The following is a 16,218-nucleotide window of genomic DNA, read 5'->3' on the forward strand; positions in this document are numbered from 1 at the left end:
TGCCATGAAGTGCCCGTTCTGCAGCCATCCGGACACCCAGGTCGTGGAGACCCGTGAGGCCGAGGATGGGGGCTTCATCCGCCGCCGCCGCCAGTGCGGCGGCTGCGACAAGCGCTTCACCACGTACGAGCGGCCCGAGGTCAGCTTTCCCGCCATCGTCAAGAAGGACGGGCGGCGCATCGAGTACGAGCGCGCCAAGCTGCTGGGCTCGTTCAAGATCGCGCTGCGCAAGCGCCCCGTGAGCACAGAGCAGATCGATGCCGCCATCGAGCGCATCGAGGAACGGCTGCGCAACCTGGGCGAGCGCGAAGTGCTCTCCAGCCGCCTGGGCGAGATGGTGATGCGCGAGCTCAAGCTGCTCGACAAGGTCGGCTACATCCGCTACGCCAGCGTCTACCGCAGTTTCGAGGATGTGGACGATTTCAAGAACGTCATGGATGAGGTGCGCAATCCCGGCTGATCAGGCCGGCAGGACGCAAGAAAGCCGCCCTTGGGCGGCTTTTTCTTTGGTGCCTGGCAGTGCTTTCAGGGCGCGGCGGCAGGGATGGGAGCCAGGCCCGAATCCACGTCACCGCACTGGGCGCGGTGGCGCAGCGCATGGTCCATCACCACCAGGGCCAGCAGCGCCTCGGCGATGGGCGCTGCGCGGATGCCGACGCAGGGGTCGTGGCGGCCCTTGGTGATGACCTCGGTGCTCTGGCCCTGCACGTCGATGGATTCGCGCGGCGTGATGATGGAACTGGTGGGCTTGATGCCTATGCGCACTTCCAGGTCCTGGCCCGTGCTGATGCCGCCGACGATGCCACCGGCGTTGTTGCTGCGAAAGCCTTCGGGACTCAGCGAGTCGCCGTGCGTGGTGCCGCGCTGGACCACGCTTTCGAAACCGGCACCGATCTCCACAGCCTTGACCGCATTCAGGCCCATCATGGCGTAGGCGACGTCGGCATCCAGGCGGTCATACAGCGGCTGGCCCAGGCCCACCGGCATGCCGCTGGCCTGCACGCGCAGCGCCGCGCCGCAGGAGTCGCCCGACTTGCGCAGCGCATCCATGTATTCCTCGTATTGAGACACATCGGCCACCGGCGCAAAGAAGGGGTTGTTGCGCACATGCTCCCAGCTCTCGAAGGGCAGCGACAGCTCGCCCACCTGGGTCATGCAGGCGCGGAACTCGGTGCCGAACTTTTCCTTGAGCCACTTCCTGGCCACGGCACCAGCGGCCACCGTGGGGGCCGTCAGCCGTGCCGAGGAACGGCCGCCGCCGCGCGGATCACGGATGCCGTATTTCTGGAAGTAGGCGTAGTCGGCATGGCCGGGACGAAAGCTCTGCGCAATGTTGGAGTAGTCCTTGCTGCGCTGGTCGGTATTGCGGATCAGCAGCGCGATCGGCGTGCCCGTGGTGCGGCCTTCGTAGACGCCCGAGAGGATTTCCACCGAATCGGGCTCGTTGCGCTGGGTCACGAACTTGCTGGTGCCGGGACGGCGGCGATCCAGTTCTTGCTGGATATCCGCTTCGTTCAGCGCCATGCCGGGCGGACAGCCGTCGATGACGCAGCCTATGGCCGGGCCATGCGATTCGCCGAAGTTGGTGACAGTGAATAGGGTGCCGAAGGTGTTGCCGCTCATAGGCCGACGATTATGCCCGGGTAGCCCGCAAGCGCCGTGCCCGCGGCGGCGGTGCATTGCGCAGGCAGCCATCGCCCGGCGAGAATAAAAATAGCTATCGGATTGCAAATATTCATAGTTAAAATTGCAATCCACCCTTTTTCAACCGCCTGCGGATCACCACGCTGGCACCAGCCGCAAACTGCGGGAGGTTCGTGAAATGCAGGCCTCTTACGACTCAACGCAAATCCAGGATCACGGCGACCATGCGGGCAGCACTCCACCGGCATCGCCAGGCCTTCAGCCCAAGGACGAGGAGCAGGACCTTCGCCCCTCGCTGCTGAATGTGCTGCTGACATCGTCCAGCCCTGGCGATTTCAGAACCCGCAACAGGCTTGCCCAGGCCAAGCAGTACATGCGGGCCCGGCTCGACGACCCCGAGCTCAAGCCCTTGCAGGTGGCCCAGGACATGGGCATGTCGCTGCGCAGCCTGGCGCGGCTGTTTGCCACCGAAGGCCTGACCCCCAGCCGCTGGCTCTGGAACGAACGGCTGGCCCAGGCGCACCTGCTGCTTCGGGCAGACAATGCGCGGCGCGTGACCGATGTGGCGCTGGCCTGTGGCTTCACCAGCTTCTCGCACTTCAGCCGTGTCTTCAGACAGGCCTATGACGTGCCGCCCAGCGCCTTGCTCAAGCCCAAACGCCGCCGCGTGCACTGACAGGTCCTGCGGTCTCCCGTCCATTCGCTGTTCGCGCGACTGTCTGCTTTGCGCCCTGCGCGCAAAGACAAAGGCCTCCGCCGCATTTTGCGTTCGGAGGCCTTGCTGCCCAAGGTGAAATGGTCGAAAGGTCGATATCGCCCCGACGATCAGTCCGCGCCCTGGCGCTCGCCCTCGGGCCAGTCGCGGATGTAGGCCTTGAGCATACGGTTCTCGAAGTTCTGGCTGTCCACCACGGCCTTGGCCACGTCGTACAGGCTGATCACGCCCATGAGCATGCGCTTGTCCATCACCGGCATGTAGCGTGCGTGGCGGTCCAGCATCATGCGGCGCACCTCGTCCATGTCGGTTTCCATGGTGCAGGTCATGGGAGCGTCGTCCATGGCCGAGCGCACCAGCGTCTCGCCCACCCCGCCGTGCTTGACGAAGCCCTGGATCACTTCGCGGAAGGTCAGCATGCCGACCACGTCGCCATGCTCCATGACCACGAGGGAGCCGATATCGCGCTCCGACATCACCTGCACCGCGCTGGCCAGGCTTTCGTCCGGCGACACCGTGTAGAGGGTGTTGCCCTTGACGCGCAGGATGTCACTTACTTTCATGCCGTATCTCCAAATTTGTCTGTGTCGCCGTGGTTGCGGCAAGCCCGTGTCTGACAGGAAATATAGCCCACAATGCCCGCTTGCCTTGACAACCATGGAGACAGGAATGCCCGGCTACTCGGACCCCGGCTTTGACACCCTGGCGCTGCACGCGGGCGCACAGCCCGACCCCGCCACCGGAGCGCGCGCGACGCCCATCCACCTCACGACCTCGTTCGTGTTCGAGTCCAGCGACCATGCGGCCTCGCTGTTCAACCTGGAGCGCCCAGGGCACGTCTACAGCCGCATCTCCAATCCCACGAATGCCGTGCTGGAGCAGCGCGTCTCGGCCCTGGAAGGCGGCGTGGGCGCCATCGCCGTGGCCAGCGGCCAGGCGGCGCTGCACCTGTCGGTGGCCACGCTCATGGGCGCGGGCAGCCATATCGTGGCCAGCACGGCGCTGTACGGCGGCTCGCAGAACCTGCTGCACTACACGCTGGCGCGCTTCGGCATAGAGACCACCTTCGTCAAGCCCGGTGACATCGACGGCTGGCGCGCCGCAGTGCGCCCCAACACCAAGCTGTTCTTCGGCGAGACGGTGGGCAACCCGGGCCTGGACGTGCTGGACATCCCCACCATCAGCGCCATCGCACATGAGGCCGGCGTGCCGCTGCTGGTGGACTCCACGCTGACCTCGCCCTGGCTGATGAAGCCGCTGGAGCATGGCGCGGACATCGTCTACCACTCGGCCACCAAGTTCCTGTCGGGCCACGGCACCGTGGTCGGCGGCATCGTGGTGGATGGCGGCAGCTTCGACTGGGAAAAGTCGGGACGCTTCCCCGAGCTGACCGAGCCCTACGACGGTTTCCACAACATGGTGTTCAGCGAGGAAAGCAGCACCGGCGCCTTCCTGCTGCGCGCGCGGCGCGAAGGCCTGCGCGACTTCGGCGCCTGCATGAGCCCGCACACGGCCTGGCTGATCCTGCAGGGCATAGAGACGCTGCCGCTGCGCATGGAGCGCCACATTCGCAATACCGAGAAGGTGGTGCAATTCCTGGCCAGCCATCCGCTGGTGGGCCGCGTGGGCCACCCGCTGCTGGAGACCCATCCCTCGCACCAACTGGCAAAGAAGCTGCTGCCGCGCGGCGCGGGCTCGGTGTTCAGCTTCGACATCAAGGGCAACCGCAACCAGGGGCGCAAGTTCATCGAGACACTCAAGGTCTTCAGCCATCTGGCCAACGTGGGCGACTGCCGCAGCCTGGTGATCCATCCGGCCAGCACTACGCATTTCCGCATGAGCGACGAAGCACTGGCCCAGGCCGGCATCGGCCAGGGCACGATACGCCTGTCCATCGGACTGGAGGATGCCGACGACCTGATCGATGACCTCAAGCGCGCCCTCAAGGCCGCTGAAAAGGCAGCGTGAGCCGACAAGGGAGACACCAACAATGAAGATCGATGTTCAGGGCCACGCCATCTACGCCTATACCGGCGGCAAGGCCTTCAACCCCGCCCAGCCCACGGCCATCCTCATCCACGGCGTGCTGTGCGACCACAGCGTCTGGGCTCTGCAAAGCCGCTACCTGGCCAACCACGGCTGGAACGTGCTGGCCATAGACCTGCCGGGCCACTGCCGCAGCGCGGGTGACGCGCCCGCCAGCGTGGAGGCAGCGGCGGATTTCATCGGCCAGCTCATGGATGCGGCAGGCATCGGGAAGGCCGCGCTGGTCGGCCACAGCTGGGGCAGTCTGATCGCCATGGAAGCGGCCGCCCGGCTGGGCGCGCGCGTCAGCCACCTGGTGCTGGTGGGCACGGCCTATCCGATGAAGGTCTCGCCCGCCCTGCTGGACTCCGCACTGAGCACGCCAGAGCAGGCCATCCGCATGGTCAATGTGTTCTCGCGCGCCACGCTGGCGCCACCCAGCGGCGCAGGCAGCTGGGTATTCGGCGCCGGCATGGCGCTGGGCCGGCGCGTGCTGGCCAGCAATGACCGCACCAACCTGCTGCACACCGGCTTCAAGGCCTGCGACAGCTACGCGGGCGGCGAGGCGGCCATGGCGGCGCTGCAATGTCCAGTCCTGTTCGCCCTGGGCGAGCAGGACCAGATGACGCCGCCCAAGGCCGCCAAGGGCCTGATCGAGGCGGCCCGGGGCGCGCAGCGCCAGGTCAGCATCGTGCACCTGCCCAGCGGCCACAACCAGATGACCGAGGCGCCCGACCAGACGCTGTTCGCCATCCGGGATTTCCTGGCGCGCTGAGCCCGGCCGGGTCCTGCCCGCAGGGCCCGGACGCACTTACGCGCCGCGCGCGGGGAAGATGCTCTTTTTCACGAGCGCGTGCACGCCCCAGTTGCCATCCACCACCTGGGTGATGCCGAAGTCCACGGCAATCGACATCAGCGAGATGGCCTCGTCCTCTCCCAGCCCCTGGGTGGTCATGAGGAAGTGGCGCATCTTGTGATAGGCGTCGCGCAGCGCCAGGTCCACGGAAGACTTCTTGAAGATCTGGTTTTGCGCATCTGGCCCCAGCTCCGCCAGGTAGTTGGCGTAGCTGAAGCCGTGCAGCAGCCATTCGTCCTGGGTTTCGAGCAGCGGATAGGCCAGCTCGGCCAGCGGCGTTCCAGGCAGGTCCGCCTTCTTGTGCAGGACCAGCTGGAAGGTGCCGGTCAGCGAGCACTCGATGGCCGTGCCGCACAGCTCGGAGTCCCCCTGCGAGGCATGCGGATCGCCCACGGTGAAGTTGGCCCCTGGCACGGCCACGGGGAAATACATGGTCGCCCCCTTGCCGATGCGCCAGTTGTCGATGTTGCCGCCCGTGTGGTTGGGCGGAATGGAGCTGGCCATCTCCACCTCGGCCGGCGCCACGCCGATGGTGCCGAAGTGCGGGCGCACGGGAACGCGGATATTGCGCAGCACGTTTTCGTTCTTGCTGATCGTGCGGTGGTCCACGGGCACGCCCGGATAGTCGATGGTCGGGTGGACCACGCCAAAGGGGTCGGTCTGTGGCGTCCAGCGGTAGTTGTAGACGGCGCGGGCCCAGTTGCGCTCGCCGGTCGCGTCCACCTCGTAGATGGTGACCACCTCGCGCTTTCGGGGCTCGGTGAGCGTGTCGCCATAGTGAAAGCCCCAGTTCGCCGCCGCATTGCTGCCGAAGGTCCGGCCCTTGAACTGCGGGTTGCCCGAGGGGCGTGGCACCACATCAATGATGCGCACTTCCAGCACATCGCCGGGCTGGGCGCCCTTGATGCGTACCGGCCCCGTGCAGATGTGCACGCCCTGGCCTGCGCCTGCGCCGTTCTTGGCATCCATGGGACCGGCGCCCCGGCGATCGACGTTCTTGCGCTGGCTGTCCCAGTGGAACACGCTCTCGGCGCCCGGGTCGCCCCGGACCATGCGTTCGGCATCGTCATTGGCATGGTGGGTCAGCGTCTCCATGGTCACGTAGTCACCCGATTCGACTTCGACCACCGGCTTGGCCGATCTGCTGAAGTAGCCCCAGAGCACGGTGCTGGCAGAGGCGGGAATGTAGTAGTGGCTGGCCATGCCCTGGCCGGCCCGGGCGCCAGGCGCGCCCTGGGCAAAGGCCCGGGACGGTGCCATCGCGCCGCTGATGGCGCCGGCCGAGACCGCGCCGCCACCGACCACCATGGCGTCGCGCAGGAAGGAGCGGCGTGCAACCTGGAATTCCTCGCGGATCAGCTTCTCGTCGGCTGGCGAAGCACCGTGCTGGCAGCCCGGGCCGCAGATATGTTCTTGGTGGGGGATGGTCATCGAAAATACTCCTGCTGTTGTGGATCGGTGCCGGCAGCGCCAGTGTCCAGGCGAGCATGTCCAGGCCGGTTGTTCCTGCGCGCACAAAAACTTGTCGCGGCTGCCATCCGGTGCGCCCGGCTTGGACAGGCTGTACGCGGCAGTTCATAGTTCGCCCCTGATGCACGACGATCCAAGACGCTTTTCCACCCACGCATTTCCCGATGCCTTGCGGCAGGCTGCGCTCAATGAGGCGCTGTCCAGGGCAGACATCCATGGCGAAGCGCCCACGCCGCCGGCCACCCACCTGGCGCTGCGCAGCTCGCCACTGGGATCGGTGTTCATCACGCTGGCCACCTCGCCGCTGACGCTGCGGGCCGTGGCCAAGCGGCTGCGCGGCCCGGGCCTGCTGCTGTGCGCCTTGCTGCAAGGCAGCGCCAATGCGGTGATTGAGGACGCCGCATTCCCGCTCAAGGCCGGCTCGGCCTTGCTGCTGGAGTCAGACCGGGACTGGCAGCTGCAGTTGCCCGGCGACGGCCGCCTGCTGCTTGCGCGGCTGGAGTCCTCGAGCTTTCTGCTGCGCCTGCTGCGCTCGTGCCCGCCCGAGGCCAGGCACATCGGCGGGACAGGCGGCGTGGGGGCCATGTGCATGGCAATGGCGGCCTCACTGGCAGAGCAGATCGACACACTGGCACAGGACGATCTGCTGTCGGTGGAGGCCACGCTCACCGACATGCTGGTCACCTGCCTGACACCGCGCGCCGGCAATCCCGATCAGGAACAGGCCGAGGCGACCGAGCCGCCCAGCGCCGTACAGCTTGGCCATCTGCGCCGCATCTGCCGCGCCATCGAAACCCGGCTGGGCGATGCCGAGCTGTCCATCGATGCCATCGCCGACGCCGAGGGGCTGTCCACGCGCTATCTGCAAAAGCTGTTCAAGGGGGCTGCCACCAGCTTCAGCACCTACCTGCGCGAACGCCGGCTGGAGCGCTGCCGCATGGACCTGAGCAACCGCTCGCTGCAGCATTTCTCCATTGCCGAGCTGTGCTTTCGCTGGGGCTTTGGCGATGCCGCCAACTTCAGCCGAGCCTTCACGGCCCGCTATGGTCTGTCCCCCAAGGCCTATCGCGCCAGTCCGGCGCGTGTGCAGGATGCGCCGCCCGGCCAGCGCGGACGCCCCTCGCCCGCAGAGAGCGCTGCGCAGGGTGCAGAACCGGCCGCAGCGCGCCTGGCACACAGCCCGTTCCAGGCCCTGCTGCGCGACCATGCACGCTACGCCCAGGCGCTGGCCCTTGTGCCCAAGCGCTCGGCGCACGCAGACAATGGCGGTGCGTCGCCCCAGCATTACTACCTTCCGGTCTCCGACAAGACCGTGCACTGGGGCTACCTGAGCCGTTCACTCAAGCCCGTGCTTTCCGTGCGCTCGGGTGACGTGGTGACCATGGAGACGCTGACCCAGCATGCCTCGGACGACTGGGAACGCATGATCGAAGGCGATCCGGGCGCCGAAAGCGTGTTCCACTGGACCGCGGCCCAGAAGGCCGTGGACCGGCGCGGCGCGGGCCCGATGGACGCCTCGATCTACGGCCGCGGCGCGGGCGAGGGCTTCGGCGTGCACATCTGCACCGGCCCCGTCTATGTGCATGAGGCCGAACCCGGCGACCTGCTGGAGATACGCATCCTCGATGTGCAGCCACGCCCCAGCTGCAGCCCCGCCCACCACGGCCGTGTCTTCGGCAGCAACGCCGCCGCCTGGTGGGGCTTTCACTACCGCGACCAGATCACGGAGCCCCGCCAGCGCGAAGTGGTCACCATCTACGAAATCGACCACGCACTGCCCGAGGAGCCCACGGCCCGCGCTGTCTACAACTACCGCTGGACACCGCAGACCGACCCCTTCGGCGTGGTCCATCCGACCATCGACTACCCGGGCGTGCCCGTGGACCCCGCCACCATCACCCGGCGCTTTGGTGTGCTGGACAAGGCACGCGTGCCGCTGCGTCCGCATTTCGGCATGCTGGCCGTGGCACCGCGAGAGGCCGGCCTGATCGACTCCATACCGCCGAGCTACTTCGGCGGCAACCTGGACAATTGGCGCGCCGGCAAGGGCGCGACGCTCTTCCTGCCCGTATCGGTGCCAGGCGCGCTGTTTTCGGTGGGAGACCCGCATGCATCCCAAGGCGACTCGGAACTGTGCGGCACGGCCATCGAATGCTCGCTGACCGGCAGCTTCGAGCTGCGGGTGCACAAGCGCGCCGCGCTGGACAACCGCTTCCTTGCAGAGCTGGACCACCCTTTCCTGGAGACCGGCTCCGAGTGGGTGATACAGGGCTTCAGCTTCACCGACCACCTGGCCGAACTGGGCAGCCAGGCGCAGTCCCAGGTCTATCGCAAGTCATCGCTGGAAGGCGCCATGCGTGACGCCTTCCACAAGGCAAGGCGCTATCTGATGCTGGCCCACGGGCTGGACGAGGACGAGGCCGTATCGCTGATCTCCGTGGCCGTGGACTTCGCCGTGACGCAGGTGGTGGACGGCAACTGGGGCGTGCACGCCGTGATCAAGAAGGCGCTGTTTCCGCCGGAACTCTCGGCGTCCGCCCAGGCGGGCCCATGAAGCCCGCCCGGGATCAGACCCGTGCCAGGAAGCGCGCGATGCGCTGGGCAATGCGCTCGGGCTGCTCGCGGTGGGGAACGTGGCCGCCACCGGCCACGATCTCCACCTCCACCGGGCCGCTGGCGCGGTCGCGGATGCGCTCGGGGTGGACCAGGGAGCCGAACTCGTCGAGCTCTCCATGGATGGCCAGCACCGGGCAGCGCACGCGCTCCAGCGCCTCGTCCAGCCGGTAGTCGGCAAAAGGCGGGGACAGCCAGGTATCGACCCAGGCAGACAGCACCCAGGCCGCCTTGTCGCCGTGGTATTTCTCCAGGCGTGCCAGCTGGCCGGGCCGGGCGAAATCCTGTTGGGCCGCGCGAATGCCCTGCAAGGTGCGATCTTCCACAAAGGCCTGGGCGGACTCCGTGACCACCGCCTTGCACTGCGCGCCATATCGGGCCGCCACCATGGCGGCCATGCCGCCGCCCACGCTGTGGCCCAGCACAATGAAATCCCCAAGGCCCAGCCCCTGGTGCACGGCCGGGAACGCGGTCTCTGCCTCCCGGGCCACAAAGCCCGGCCCCAGCGTGCCCGGATAGGGATCGGACTGGCCAAAGCCCAGCCGGTCATAGGCCAGCACATCGCGGCGCGTGGCCTCGGCCAGTTGCTGCGGGAAATCGCGCCACAGCGCCACCGAGCCCAGCGAGTCGTGCAGCAGCACGATGGGCGCGCGCGCCGGGCCTTGTTCGCCTTCGCCGGCCGCCGGCGCCTGCCAGCGCCTGACGTAGATGCTGCCCTGCGGCGTGGGAATGCGGATTTCGTTCAAGGATGCGGGGATGTCGGTCATGCACGAGGAAGGCATCGAAAAAAACTCCATGCCGGTCGGCGCCGGCCCGGCAGACATCATGCGCCTGCATGCCGCCAGAGGGCGACACCGTGGCGACGCGCGGGGCGGAATGCGGCAGCTTTTGTCTCTCTCGGGGCAGCTTTTGCGAACCCGGGCGCGCGGGTTCCTCCGATGGTGAAAGGCCAGGCAGCGGCGTATAAGTTGAAGCCACCCCATGCACGCGAAGGCCTGCCATGTCACACGCTTCCGCTCCCCTGCCCGGCGCCGCACAGGCTGCCGTGGACCCGCGCCAGTTCAAGAGCTTTGCCGAGTTCTATCCGTTCTACCTTCAGGAGCACAGCAACCGTACCTGCCGGCGCCTGCACTTCGTCGGCTCCACGCTGGCGCTGCTGTGCCTGTTCGCGCTGTTCCTGACCGGCAATTTCTGGTTCCTGCTGGGCGGCCTGCTGTTCGGCTACGGCTTTGCCTGGATAGGGCACTTCGGCTTCGAGAAAAACCGGCCCGCCAGCTTCAAGCGCCCGCTGTACAGCTTTCGCGGCGACTGGGTGATGTGGCGCGACATCCTCACCGGACGCATTGCGCTCTAGCGCCGCGCCGGGCACTACGGCCGGGGCCGGCTCTCCAGCAGGCTGGCCAGCGTCATGCCCGCCAGGCCCGTGCGCTCCCACAGCGGCTGCACGGCCGCGGAAGGCGCCAGCAGCAGGCGTTCGACCAGGGGTGCCAAGGGCGTGTGTTGCGGGTCCACCAGCAGCATGTAGCGGGGCTCGGTGCCCTCGCTGCCCGCCGCGACGCCTGGCGCCTGCACCGTTCCCACCCAGTCGAGCACGGACAGCGCCTGCAGCACCGGATCGATCTGCTGCCAGTCCACATGCAGGCGGCGTGCCAGATCGCTGGCATACAGGCCCTTGGCGGGCGACTCGCGCTCCTGCTCCAGGTACTGCAGGATTTCCACGGCCATCTCGAACTGCCAGCCCTGCTGTCCGGGCATGCGCTGCACGCCGGCCATCACGATGGGCAGGTACGCGGTGACCACGGCGCCCAGCAGCACGATGATCCAGGCCATGTAGATCCAGATCAGCAGGATCGGCAAGGTGGCAAAGGTGCCGTAGATGACCGAATAGGTAGGCACCGAGGCCAGGTACAGGCCCAGCGCCTTCTTGGCCAGCTCCATGCAGGTGGCCACGAACAGGCCGCCCACCCAGGCATGGCGCCAGCGCACCGCCGTATTGGGCACGTAGTGGTACAGGCCTGCCATGCCAGCGGCCAGCGCCAGGTACTCGATGGAATCGAAGATGAAGCGCAAGCCTTCGGGCAGCGCATTGACCAGCCCGCGCGAGGCCGACATCACATAGGACGACAGCACCAGGCTCAGGCCCAGCACCAGCGGGCCCAGCGTGATCGCGGCCCAGTAGATCAGCACGCGCTGGCCCAGCGGCCGCAGCTGGCGCACGCGCCAGATGTTGTTGAGCGTGCGGTCTATGGTGAGGATCAGCGCGACCGCCGTGATCACCAGAATGGAAAAACCGGCCATGCCCAGCTGGCTGGCCTTGGAGGCGAACTGCGTCAGATAGCCCAGCACCTGGCGTGCAATGGTCTCCGGAATCAGGCTGTCGATCAGCCAGCGCTCCAGCACGATCTGCACGCGCGAGAAGATGGGAAACGCCGTGAACAGCGCCAGCGCCACCGTGAAGAACGGCACCAGGGCCAGCACCGTGGTGAAGGTCAGGCTGCTGGCGGTGACGCCCAGCCGGTCCTCGCGAAAGCGTTCGCGCAGCGTGTGCGCGGTATTGCGCCAGGGAAAGCAGCGCAGGCGTTCGCGCCAGGATGGGGGCACCACCGGCTCGGGCCGCTCCATCAGCGAAAGGCTGCGCTCCTGCTCGGGCGCGGGCAGTGCAACGGCACCGTCCTCCAGGCCACCGGCAGGCTCCTGCCCGAGGCCGCCGCTCATCGCCATATCTCCGCTGCAACGCGCGTGCCTGAAACGGGAACGCGCGTGACCATCCAAGCAATCACATGTTCAAAGGACAAGACCATGGCCGATATGATGCCACCCCGATGACTGATTCCATTTCTCGCCCCGGCGCCGATGTCGCCGCCACCCGCTGGCTGGCGGTCTCCAGCCTCATGGGCCTGATCGTGCTGAGCCTGGCCTGGGAACTGTGGCTGGCGCCCATGCGGCCAGGGGGCTCCTGGCTGGTGCTCAAGGCCCTGCCGCTGGCGGTTCCGCTGATAGGCCTGCTCAAGCACCGCATGTATACCTACCGCTGGGTCAGCCTGCTGGTGTGGATCTATTTCACCGAGGGCGTGGTGCGCGCCTGGAGCGACCCGGCGCCCGGCCGCTGGCTGGCGCTGCTCGAAGTTTTCCTTTGCCTGATGCTGTTCACCGCCTGCGCCCTGCATGTGCGCTGGCGCCAGCGCAGCGCGCGCCGCGCGGCCCGGGCGGCCGGCGGCTGAGTCCCCGTTTTCATGCCTTCACGTCTTTGAAAGAAGTTGCAACATGACTGCACTGCTTGAACGCCTGCGCCAGATCGTCGGCGAAGCCCATGTCCTCACCGAGGGCGACCTCGTCGCCTATGAACAGGACTGGCGCCGCCGCGTGCGCGGCAAGTCCCTGGCCGTGGTGCGCCCGGCCAGCACGGCCGAGGTGGCCGCCGTGGTGCGCGAATGCGCGGCCGCAGGCACCAGCATCATTCCCCAGGGCGGCAACACCGGCCTGTCGGTGGGCTCCACGCCGGACGACAGCGGCACGCAGGTCGTGCTCAGCCTCACGCGCCTGAATGCCGTGCGCCACATCGACCGCGACAACCTGAGCTTCACCGTCGAGGCCGGCTGCATCCTGCAAAGCCTGCAGGAGCTTGCCGAGAAAGAGGGCCTGCTGTTCCCGCTGTCGCTGGCCGCCGAAGGCAGCTGCACCATTGGCGGCAACCTGGGCACGAACGCGGGCGGCACCCAGGTGGTGCGCTACGGCAACACGCGCGAGCTGTGCCTGGGCCTGGAAGTGGTCACGCCGCAGGGCGAGGTCTGGGACGGCCTCAAGGGCCTGCGCAAGGACAACACCGGCTACGACCTGCGCGACCTGTTCATCGGCAGCGAAGGCACGCTGGGCATCATCACCGCCGCCACCATGAAGCTGTTCCCCCAGCCTGCGGCCCAGCTCACGGCCTTTGCCGCCGTGCCCTCCATGGAAGCGGCCGTGCGCCTGCTGGGCATGGCGCACCAGTACCTGGGCGCGGGCCTGACGGGCTTCGAGGTCATGGGCCAGTTCGCGCTGTCCCTGGTGATCAAGCACATGCCCCAGCTGCGCGTGCCCTTTGCGGGCCTGGACGGCGCGCCGCCCTATTACGTGCTGGTCGAGAACTCGGACAGCGAGTCCGAGCAGCATGCGCGCGAGCGTTTCGAGGCGTTGCTGGAACTGGCCTTCGAGGACGGCTGCGTGCTCGACGCCGTGGTGGCCGAAAGCCTGTCGCAGGCCCATGAGCTGTGGCATATCCGCGAGAGCATTCCCCTGGCCCAGGCCGAGGAAGGCCTGAACATCAAGCACGACATCTCCATTGCGGCATCGCGCATTCCCGCCTTCGTCGAACACACCGATGCCGTGCTGCAGCGCGAGATCCCGGGTGTGCGCCTGGTCAACTTCGGCCACCTGGGCGACGGCAACCTGCACTACAACGTGCAGGCGCCCGTGGGCGGCGACGCCAAGGCCTTCCTCAATGAGCGCGAGCACCTGGTCAACCACCTGGTCTACGAGGCCGTGGCCGAATTCGGCGGCTCGTTCTCTGCCGAGCATGGCGTGGGCGCGCTCAAGGTGGACAAGCTGCAGAAGTACCAGTCGCCCGTGGCGCTGGGCATGATGCGCGCCATCAAGCAGGCGCTGGACCCGCAGGGACTGATGAACCCGGGCTGCATCCTGCCGCGACAAGCCTCCTGAGGGCAACGCCGCCCCTTCTGGGGCGGCGCCAGGTTTGCACGCGCCGTCCTGAGCCAGGAGCGGCCCGTGCCTGCCTTGTCAGGAAACCGGCTTGGCCTCGATATTGGCCATCGTCTTGTTGACCTGTTCGGGCCAGGCGATGTCGGCACCGGCCGCGTCGGAGAAGTCGGTCTGCTTGCCATCGGTCAGCAGCCACACGCGCAGTGCGTTGCGCGCGGGGTCGATCACGATGGCGCCCATCTCCTCGCCGCCCTGGTGGGGGCGCAGGCCGACGATGCTCCACACATCGCCTTCCTTGGTCAGCGGGCCCACGGTGCGCATATTGCTCAGCAGGGTCGGGTAGCTGGTGCCCAGCAGCGCCTTGAGCCGCTCGGCCAGCACGCCTTGCTCCAGGTAGTTGGTGCCGTCATAGGGGTACTTGCCCAGGTACTCGGCCAGGCTGTCCAGGCCGGGCTCGCCCGCCTTGGCCGTGGACGGCAGGCGCGTGCGCTCGGGAAAGTTCAGCGTCAATGCGGGCGCGGGCGCGGCCACATCGAGTGCCACGGACTGCACGGCCTTGGGAGTGGGAACGGTGGGAGAGCGCGGATCACAGGCTGTCAGCGCCAGCATGGCGGCACCCAGTGCGATTCCGGCCTGCCAGGGGGAGAGCATGGAAGACATGCGCAAGCTCCTTGTCAAAGCGGATGCGAAAAAACCATGGCGCCGGTATGAAAGCCCAGGCAAGACACCGGCGCCCGTCGGCAGTCATTTTCGCACCCGGGGTTGCAAACCTTGTTTCGAGGGGCATGGATACCGTCGGACAAGGCGCCGTATTCATCAAGGGATAATCCCCGCCATGAACATGACTGCCGCGCCCCGCCCTGCCCGCTCACAGTACGAAGATTTCATGCGCCATGTCTACGAACATGGCGTGTCCAAGACCGACCGTACCGGAACGGGTACGCGCAGCGTGTTCGGGCACCAGATGCGCTTCGATCTGTCCGAAGGTTTTCCGCTGGTCACCACCAAGAAGGTGCACCTCAAATCCATCATCCTGGAACTGCTGTGGTTCCTGCGCGGCGACAGCAACGTGCGCTGGCTGCAGGAGCGCGGCTGCACCATCTGGAACGAATGGGCACGCGAGGACGGCGACCTGGGCCCGGTCTACGGCGTGCAATGGCGCAACTGGCCCACGCCGGACGGCGGCCACATCGACCAGATCGCCGAAGTGGTCAAGCAGCTCAAGAGCAACCCGGACAGCCGCCGCATCATCGTCAGCGCCTGGAACGTGGCCGACCTGCCGCAGATGGCGCTCATGCCCTGCCACGCCTTCTTCCAGTTCTATGTGGCCGACGGCAAGCTCAGTTGCCAGCTGTACCAGCGCAGCGCGGACATCTTCCTGGGCGTTCCCTTCAACATCGCCAGCTACGCATTGCTGACCCACATGCTGGCCCAGCAATGCGACCTGCAGGTGGGTGACTTCGTCTGGACCGGCGGCGACTGCCACATCTACAACAACCATTTTGCCCAGGTCGAGACCCAGCTGGCGCGCCAGCCCTTCGCCTACCCGACGCTGCAGATCAAGCGCCGGCCCGACTCCATCTTCGGCTACGAGTACGAGGACTTCGAGGTCGTCGGCTACCAGCACCACGAGCCCATCAAGGCCCCCGTGGCCGTCTGAGGCTGCAGAAAGACCCGCCCGATGGCCATCCATCTCATCTACGCACGCGCCGCCAACGGCGTCATCGGCAAGGACAATGCCATGCCCTGGCACCTGCCCGAGGACCTGGCGCACTTCAAGCAACTGACCCAGGGCTCGGCCGTGGTCATGGGCCGCAAGACCTGGGACTCGCTGCCGGCCCGCTTCAGGCCGCTGCCCGGGCGCACCAACATCGTCGTCACGCGACAGGCGGACTGGGCGCCCGAGCCGGTCGCCCCCGGCGTGCTGCACGCCACCAGCCTGGAGCAGGCCATGGAACTGGGCCGCCAGGCATCGGCCGACGTCTGGGTCATGGGCGGTGCCCAGATCTACGCCCAGGCCCTGCCGCTGGCCGACAGCATCGAGGTGACCGAGATAGAGCGCGACTACGAAGGCGATGCCTTCGCCCCCACGCTCGGCCCCGAGTGGCAGGAAGCGTCACGCAGCCGCCACGTGGCCGCCAACGGGCTGCCCTACAGCTTTGTGCGCCTGCAACGACGCTGACATACCCCTGTCGCGCAC

Annotated in this window: 16 protein-coding genes; 10 read left to right on the top strand and 6 right to left on the bottom strand. The window is 67.1% G+C overall.

Translation table 11 applies throughout. From position 1 onward, the window contains the following. Positions 1–4: 4 nt before the first annotated feature. Positions 5–460, top strand: a complete 456-nt coding sequence (gene nrdR / locus DACI_RS25055; protein ID WP_012206755.1) for a transcriptional regulator NrdR — start codon at positions 5–7, stop codon at positions 458–460. Positions 461–525: 65 nt separating this feature from the next. On the opposite strand, the gene aroC is transcribed toward nrdR, so the two are convergent. After that, the gene (gene aroC / locus DACI_RS25060; protein WP_043782533.1) at positions 526–1,623 is read right to left on the bottom strand and encodes a chorismate synthase; all 1,098 of its coding nucleotides are present in this window, start codon (positions 1,621–1,623) and stop codon (positions 526–528) included. Positions 1,624–1,822: 199 nt separating this feature from the next. Between aroC and DACI_RS25065 the strand changes: the two genes are divergently transcribed. Beyond that, positions 1,823–2,320: a helix-turn-helix domain-containing protein gene (locus tag DACI_RS25065; RefSeq protein ID WP_012206757.1), complete on the top strand. Its 498-nt coding sequence runs from the start codon at positions 1,823–1,825 to the stop codon at positions 2,318–2,320. 149 nt (positions 2,321–2,469) lie between these two features. Here the strand turns inward: DACI_RS25065 and DACI_RS25070 are convergent, their stop codons facing one another. Continuing rightward, on the bottom strand, positions 2,470–2,922 hold the full coding sequence (locus tag DACI_RS25070) for a CBS domain-containing protein (protein WP_012206758.1): 453 nt from the start codon (positions 2,920–2,922) through the stop codon (positions 2,470–2,472). A gap of 106 nt (positions 2,923–3,028) precedes the next feature. On the opposite strand from DACI_RS25070, the gene DACI_RS25075 reads away from it, so the two are divergent. Continuing rightward, positions 3,029–4,327: an O-acetylhomoserine aminocarboxypropyltransferase gene (locus DACI_RS25075; RefSeq protein ID WP_012206759.1), complete on the top strand. Its 1,299-nt coding sequence runs from the start codon at positions 3,029–3,031 to the stop codon at positions 4,325–4,327. A gap of 22 nt (positions 4,328–4,349) precedes the next feature. Further along, entirely contained in the window at positions 4,350–5,159 is an 810-nt protein-coding gene (locus DACI_RS25080) for an alpha/beta fold hydrolase (RefSeq protein WP_012206760.1), read from the top strand. Between the two features lie 36 nt (positions 5,160–5,195). Here DACI_RS25080 and DACI_RS25085 read toward each other — a convergent pair whose 3' ends face one another. Beyond that, positions 5,196–6,671 (bottom strand): acetamidase/formamidase family protein, encoded by a 1,476-nt coding sequence (locus tag DACI_RS25085; RefSeq protein WP_012206761.1) that lies wholly within the window; start codon positions 6,669–6,671, stop codon positions 5,196–5,198. Positions 6,672–6,831: 160 nt separating this feature from the next. Here DACI_RS25085 and DACI_RS25090 point away from each other — a divergent pair, with 160 nt between their 5' ends. After that, positions 6,832–9,264, top strand: coding sequence for an acetamidase/formamidase family protein (locus DACI_RS25090; protein ID WP_012206762.1), 2,433 nt, complete (start codon positions 6,832–6,834; stop codon positions 9,262–9,264). Positions 9,265–9,277: 13 nt separating this feature from the next. On the opposite strand, the gene DACI_RS25095 is transcribed toward DACI_RS25090, so the two are convergent. Then, positions 9,278–10,105, bottom strand: a complete 828-nt coding sequence (locus DACI_RS25095) for an alpha/beta fold hydrolase (protein WP_012206763.1) — start codon at positions 10,103–10,105, stop codon at positions 9,278–9,280. A 218-nt stretch (positions 10,106–10,323) separates the two neighbouring features. Between DACI_RS25095 and DACI_RS25100 the strand changes: the two genes are divergently transcribed. After that, a complete protein-coding gene (locus tag DACI_RS25100) occupies positions 10,324–10,677 on the top strand; it encodes a DUF962 domain-containing protein (protein WP_012206764.1) in 354 nt (117 codons plus the stop codon). Between the two features lie 14 nt (positions 10,678–10,691). Here the strand turns inward: DACI_RS25100 and DACI_RS25105 are convergent, their stop codons facing one another. Beyond that, the gene (locus DACI_RS25105; protein WP_012206765.1) at positions 10,692–12,038 is read right to left on the bottom strand and encodes a YihY family inner membrane protein; all 1,347 of its coding nucleotides are present in this window, start codon (positions 12,036–12,038) and stop codon (positions 10,692–10,694) included. Between the two features lie 107 nt (positions 12,039–12,145). Between DACI_RS25105 and DACI_RS25110 the strand changes: the two genes are divergently transcribed. Continuing rightward, positions 12,146–12,544 carry a DUF2069 domain-containing protein gene (locus tag DACI_RS25110; RefSeq protein WP_043782539.1) on the top strand — a complete coding sequence of 133 codons (399 nt, stop codon included), beginning with the start codon at positions 12,146–12,148 and terminating at the stop codon, positions 12,542–12,544. Positions 12,545–12,587: 43 nt separating this feature from the next. Beyond that, positions 12,588–14,018: an FAD-binding oxidoreductase gene (locus DACI_RS25115; RefSeq protein ID WP_012206767.1), complete on the top strand. Its 1,431-nt coding sequence runs from the start codon at positions 12,588–12,590 to the stop codon at positions 14,016–14,018. Positions 14,019–14,096: 78 nt separating this feature from the next. Here the strand turns inward: DACI_RS25115 and DACI_RS25120 are convergent, their stop codons facing one another. Continuing rightward, on the bottom strand, positions 14,097–14,678 hold the full coding sequence (locus tag DACI_RS25120) for a hypothetical protein (protein WP_012206768.1): 582 nt from the start codon (positions 14,676–14,678) through the stop codon (positions 14,097–14,099). A 175-nt stretch (positions 14,679–14,853) separates the two neighbouring features. Here DACI_RS25120 and DACI_RS25125 point away from each other — a divergent pair, with 175 nt between their 5' ends. Together DACI_RS25125 and DACI_RS25130 are read left to right on the top strand one after the other, a co-directional pair. Further along, entirely contained in the window at positions 14,854–15,678 is an 825-nt protein-coding gene (locus tag DACI_RS25125) for a thymidylate synthase (RefSeq protein WP_012206769.1), read from the top strand. Between the two features lie 21 nt (positions 15,679–15,699). Then, positions 15,700–16,200, top strand: a complete 501-nt coding sequence (locus tag DACI_RS25130; protein ID WP_012206770.1) for a dihydrofolate reductase — start codon at positions 15,700–15,702, stop codon at positions 16,198–16,200. The last annotated feature ends 18 nt before the right edge of the window (positions 16,201–16,218 follow it).

The sequence above is a fragment of the Delftia acidovorans SPH-1 genome, from assembly GCF_000018665.1.
Lineage (GTDB): Bacteria > Pseudomonadota > Gammaproteobacteria > Burkholderiales > Burkholderiaceae_C > Comamonas > Comamonas acidovorans.

Excerpts from the sequence above, each read along its gene's own strand:
- nrdR (WP_012206755.1), top strand. The coding sequence starts at position 5 with ATGAAGTGCCCGTTCTGCAGCCATCCGGACACCCAGGTCGTGGAGACC.
- aroC (WP_043782533.1), bottom strand. The coding sequence starts at position 1,623 with ATGAGCGGCAACACCTTCGGCACCCTATTCACTGTCACCAACTTCGGC.
- DACI_RS25065 (WP_012206757.1), top strand. The coding sequence starts at position 1,823 with ATGCAGGCCTCTTACGACTCAACGCAAATCCAGGATCACGGCGACCAT.
- DACI_RS25070 (WP_012206758.1), bottom strand. The coding sequence starts at position 2,922 with ATGAAAGTAAGTGACATCCTGCGCGTCAAGGGCAACACCCTCTACACG.
- DACI_RS25075 (WP_012206759.1), top strand. The coding sequence starts at position 3,029 with ATGCCCGGCTACTCGGACCCCGGCTTTGACACCCTGGCGCTGCACGCG.
- DACI_RS25080 (WP_012206760.1), top strand. The coding sequence starts at position 4,350 with ATGAAGATCGATGTTCAGGGCCACGCCATCTACGCCTATACCGGCGGC.
- DACI_RS25085 (WP_012206761.1), bottom strand. The coding sequence starts at position 6,671 with ATGACCATCCCCCACCAAGAACATATCTGCGGCCCGGGCTGCCAGCAC.
- DACI_RS25090 (WP_012206762.1), top strand. The coding sequence starts at position 6,832 with ATGCACGACGATCCAAGACGCTTTTCCACCCACGCATTTCCCGATGCC.
- DACI_RS25095 (WP_012206763.1), bottom strand. The coding sequence starts at position 10,105 with ATGCCTTCCTCGTGCATGACCGACATCCCCGCATCCTTGAACGAAATC.
- DACI_RS25100 (WP_012206764.1), top strand. The coding sequence starts at position 10,324 with ATGTCACACGCTTCCGCTCCCCTGCCCGGCGCCGCACAGGCTGCCGTG.
- DACI_RS25105 (WP_012206765.1), bottom strand. The coding sequence starts at position 12,038 with ATGAGCGGCGGCCTCGGGCAGGAGCCTGCCGGTGGCCTGGAGGACGGT.
- DACI_RS25110 (WP_043782539.1), top strand. The coding sequence starts at position 12,146 with ATGACTGATTCCATTTCTCGCCCCGGCGCCGATGTCGCCGCCACCCGC.
- DACI_RS25115 (WP_012206767.1), top strand. The coding sequence starts at position 12,588 with ATGACTGCACTGCTTGAACGCCTGCGCCAGATCGTCGGCGAAGCCCAT.
- DACI_RS25120 (WP_012206768.1), bottom strand. The coding sequence starts at position 14,678 with ATGTCTTCCATGCTCTCCCCCTGGCAGGCCGGAATCGCACTGGGTGCC.
- DACI_RS25125 (WP_012206769.1), top strand. The coding sequence starts at position 14,854 with ATGAACATGACTGCCGCGCCCCGCCCTGCCCGCTCACAGTACGAAGAT.
- DACI_RS25130 (WP_012206770.1), top strand. The coding sequence starts at position 15,700 with ATGGCCATCCATCTCATCTACGCACGCGCCGCCAACGGCGTCATCGGC.